At 64.4% G+C, this 4,131-nt stretch carries 4 protein-coding genes; 1 reads left to right on the top strand and 3 read right to left on the bottom strand.

Annotated elements, in window-relative coordinates; genetic code table 11:
• Nucleotides 1–119: 119 nt before the first annotated feature.
• Nucleotides 120–830 carry a glycosyltransferase gene (locus JCM25156_RS23320; RefSeq protein ID WP_051577517.1) on the bottom strand — a complete coding sequence of 237 codons (711 nt, stop codon included), beginning with the start codon at nt 828–830 and terminating at the stop codon, nt 120–122.
• 260 nt (nt 831–1,090) lie between these two features.
• Between JCM25156_RS23320 and JCM25156_RS10110 the strand changes: the two genes are divergently transcribed.
• On the top strand, nt 1,091–1,711 hold the full coding sequence (locus JCM25156_RS10110) for a sterol desaturase family protein (RefSeq protein WP_025812993.1): 621 nt from the start codon (nt 1,091–1,093) through the stop codon (nt 1,709–1,711).
• 380 nt (nt 1,712–2,091) lie between these two features.
• Here JCM25156_RS10110 and JCM25156_RS10105 read toward each other — a convergent pair whose 3' ends face one another.
• Both JCM25156_RS10105 and JCM25156_RS10100 read right to left on the bottom strand, forming a co-directional pair.
• Nucleotides 2,092–3,489 (bottom strand): MFS transporter, encoded by a 1,398-nt coding sequence (locus tag JCM25156_RS10105; RefSeq protein ID WP_025812992.1) that lies wholly within the window; start codon nt 3,487–3,489, stop codon nt 2,092–2,094.
• Between the two features lie 112 nt (nt 3,490–3,601).
• Nucleotides 3,602–4,131: phosphoribosylamine--glycine ligase (locus JCM25156_RS10100; RefSeq protein WP_025812991.1), on the bottom strand; the 530-nt coding region annotated here is incomplete at its 5' end.

Below are 4,131 nucleotides of genomic sequence, written 5' to 3'. Positions count from 1 at the left end.
GCACCCGGCGTACCGGCGCCCCGCCGCTGCCAGCGCAACGCGGCCGGTCATCCCCATCCGGCCCGATGATGACCAGCGGGCGATGCGTGCCGCTGCGCGCATGGGCGGCGATCAGGCGTTCAATGTTCTTGCGCGCCTCGACCCGGCCCACGACAACGAAACAGCCCGGCTCGGCAACGGGGGGGGGCCTGCCGGATGGCGGGCAGGAGTGACGCCGGAATATCGACAAGCTGGTAGAGATTGACCACCCGCCCGGCGGGAAGGGAAAAATGGGCCAGTATGTCCTGCCGCGTGGTTTCGGATACGGTCACCACCACATCCATGGTCGCGAACAGGGCATTCAGCGTGGCGCGGAAACGACGGCTGTCAATGCCGGTCAGGTCCGGGTTGATCAGGGGGATCAGGTCATGAACCGTAGTGACGTTCAGCGCGCCCTCCAGCCGTAGCGGCAGCGGGGATGTCCAGTGCATGACGGCGGGCGGCGTGGCGGCGCGCAGCGCCATCTGCCGGCCCCATGTGGCGTTACGGACATGCGCGATACGGTACACATCCGCGTGGAAGGGAGGCAGGGTCTCTTCCACCCGCAGCACGGGACGCAGGGCGCGGGCGAAACGGGCCAGCTTGCGGATCATCCCGCCCACGGGCGGCGGAGGCTGGCCGGGCGCATGGTCCAGCAGGCATGTCGCCCCGATTCCGGCCGCATTCAGGCTGTCCAGCAGGCCCTGCGCATAGGTTGCGATGCCGGTGCCGCCCTGCCTGCCGATATTGCGGCCATCAACAGACGGGAACGGAAGGGGGCCGGGTGGACGGATGGGACAACATCCCACCATTATCCATTGGAAATCTGGCAAATGAAAGAGAATGCGTCTATGGTGGAAATGCGTATCGTGTTCAGCTTTCCGCCAGCAGGGTTTCAATTTTTCATGGCAACTTTCTCCCTTCTGTAGCTATAGAGGCGGAAAAGTGGTCTTCAGACGGGGTACAATGTCAGCAGGAGATGTGTCATGATATTGGCTCGGTCTTATTAATGCCATGAATTGTGGAACAGGTTTAATACAGTCAAGAAATAATGCCCGTAGGAAATGGGAATATGGCGCATCAGCATAAATCGCATGATGAAGTTCCCGTCCGGCTGTTCCAGAACGAGATTCTTGAACGACTGACGCAGGTTTCCTTCCAGACCTTCCTGCTGGTCTGGATGGTGGTGCTGGCTGTCGTCCTGGCCGTGGACGCGCGGGCCAGCCGGTCGTTCACGGGGTTCGTGCTGAACACGGCGGGCGGCCTGGCAAGCTGGTTCGTGGTGGAATATCTGATCCACCGCTTCGTTTTCCATCTCCGCCTCGGTTCGGACATGGGCAAGAAGATGATCTTCCTGCTGCACGGCAACCATCACCTCCAGCCCAACCATCCGCTGCGCAACCTCATGCCGCTGAGTGTGTCCATCCCACTGGCGGCGGTGGTGTGGGGCACCGCCGTGCTATGCGCCGGCATGGCCACGGGGGGCAGCATCGCGGGCGGGTTCATTCTGGGCTATGTCTGCTATGACATCGTGCATTACGCCTGCCATCAGTTTCCCATGCGCCTTTCGGTGCTGCGTGCCATAAAAAAGCATCACATCCAGCATCATTGCGTGGAACCGGAAGCGAATTTTGCCATTACCGCCATTTTCCTCGACCGGGTATTCGGGACCAAACTGCACCGGGGTCACTGATCCCACGGCGCATGGCCGCCGCCACGTTTCCCGCATTCCCGTTTCGGTGTCTGGCAGACACCCAATGGGCGAAAATGAAACTACCCTGCCCCGGCAGGAAGACGGATTGGGACCAGCGCGGGAAGGATAACCGCCTCTTCATCGCGGCGGTCTTATGGTCGGCGTCCGTTCGGTGGAGCCCTGTTCCCAGCACGCCATCTTATCGAGAACTTCTTCTGCAGGCCCAAGGCGTTCAAACGCATCGCCATGCGAAGCAACAGGACAGGCAGGCCGTTTGCAGCATGATCTGTCCTGTCGCCGCAGTCATCAATCCAAGATAATTCCCAACTGGCCCTGAAAAAAGCTTCACCAAAAACTTACTCAGGTTTTTCAGGCGGTTCCTAACGTGTCGCGCGCGGGGCGGAACCCGGCTGGACCAGCCGGATGGCGCTGCACAGCATGCCCACGAAGGCGGCGGCCGAACCGAAGGCAAGGCAACTGCGCTCGGCGTCATGCGTAATCAGGCCGAAAGCCATGGCCACGCACATGGCCCCGGTGGCCTGCCCGCATTGCCGTGCGATCTGGATCATGCCCGATGCGCTGCCCGAGCGCCCGGGCGGGGCGGTGACCATCATGATACGGTTGTTCGGCGGCTGGAAAATGCCAAATCCCATGCCCGCCACCGTAATGCGCCAGGCGATGTCGAACCAGCCGGGCGCGGACGGCAGGAAATAGAGGGCCAGAAACCCGAGTCCGGTCACGAACAGCCCGACCGATGACAGGATGGCCGCCGAGACCCGGTCCGCCAGCCGGCTGATAAGGGGGGCAACCGCCATGATGCCAACCGGCCATGGCGTCATGAGCAGGCCGACAATGGCCGCCGGATAGTGAAACAGGGACTGGAGCGTAAACGGGAACGAGACCATGAACAGGTTCGAGGCGACAAAGCCGGAGAAGCCGACCACCGTTCCCATGCGGAAGGCGCGGATGCGCAGCATGTCGAGCGGGAACATGGGGTGCGCCTGCCCATGCTGGCGGCGCACCAGCAGCCAGCCCGCGATAACGCCGATCACGACCAGCACCACGACCCGGCTGGCCCCGGCATGATGCGCCACGGAATCTCCCGCCATGATCAGCGCGCCGAAGGCCAGTACATTGAGCAGCGCGCTTGGCGCGTCGAAGGAGCCGGGATTGACGGGCGTGCGCGGCAGCGACACCAGCGCCAGAACGAGCGCCGTCAGCCCCAGCGGAATGTTGATCAGGAACAGCCATGGCCATGTGGCGCAGGACAGGATGATGGAGGCGACGGTCGGCCCCGCTCCCACGCCCAGCGCCACCATCACGCCATTGAGCGCGATCCCGCGCCCGATGATGGCATGCGGATAGATGAAGCGGATCAGCGCGATGCTGACGCTCATGATGCACGCGCCCCCCACGCCCTGCACCGCGCGCGCCAGCGACAGGGCCAGCAGTGTGTGCGACAGCGCACAGAACACGGAGGCCACGGTGAACAGCGCCAGCCCGATCTGGCACAGCCGCGCGAACCCGATGCGCGTGCCAAGGGCCGCCATGGGCAGCAGCGAGACCACGCTGGCAAGCTGGTAGGAATTGACGATCCACACCGCCGAGGCGGGCGAAACATGGATGTCATCGGCAATGGTGGGCAGCGCCACGTTGGCGATGGCGTAATCCAGCAGCGCCAGCAGCACGGACAGCGCCACCGCCGTCATGGCCCGCGCGCGCGCCGCGCCGTGCAGGCCTTCGCCTTCGATCAGGACAGGTTTTGACTGGGGGGGCATGGCTACGGGCTTTTCGGACGGGGGGCGCTCTGTTCCGTGTGTGGAACGGTTACCGGCAGGCTGTCATGCGCCGCCCCATCCGCTCAGGGCGGGGCGGCGTGACGGAACGGGGTCAGCCCCGCGCCGACAGGGCGCGCTGGCCGATGTCATGGCGGTAGATGCCATCGGGCCAGTCGATCACCTTCACCGCCGCATAGGCGCGTTCACGCGCCTGGGCCAGCGTATCTCCCGTTGCGCAGACGGTGAGCACCCGCCCACCGGCGGCCACGATCTCGCCCTGGCTGTTCCGCTTCGTGCCCGCCTGGAACACCTGCACATCCGGCAGGGCGTCGGCGGCTTCGATGTTGCGGATCACGCCACCCGTAACGGGCTTGCCGGGGTAGCCGCGCGCCGCCATGACCACGCTGATCGAGGACCGGGTGGAAAAGCGGATGTCCGTCCGGTCAAGCCGACCCGCCGCCACGGCGGCCAGCGCCGCCAGCAGGTCGCTTTGCAGGCGGATCAGCAGGGCCTGGGCCTCCGGATCACCCAGGCGGACATTGTATTCAATCAGTTGCGGGCCGTCCTGTGTCAGCATGAGGCCCGCGAAGATGATGCCGGTAAACGGCGTGCCGCGCCGCGCCATCTCGCGCAGCATGGGGC

This window comes from Komagataeibacter kakiaceti JCM 25156, assembly GCF_000613305.1.
The sequence above is the reverse complement of the archived record's forward strand: the minus strand, read 5'-3'. Positions and strand labels throughout refer to the sequence as shown.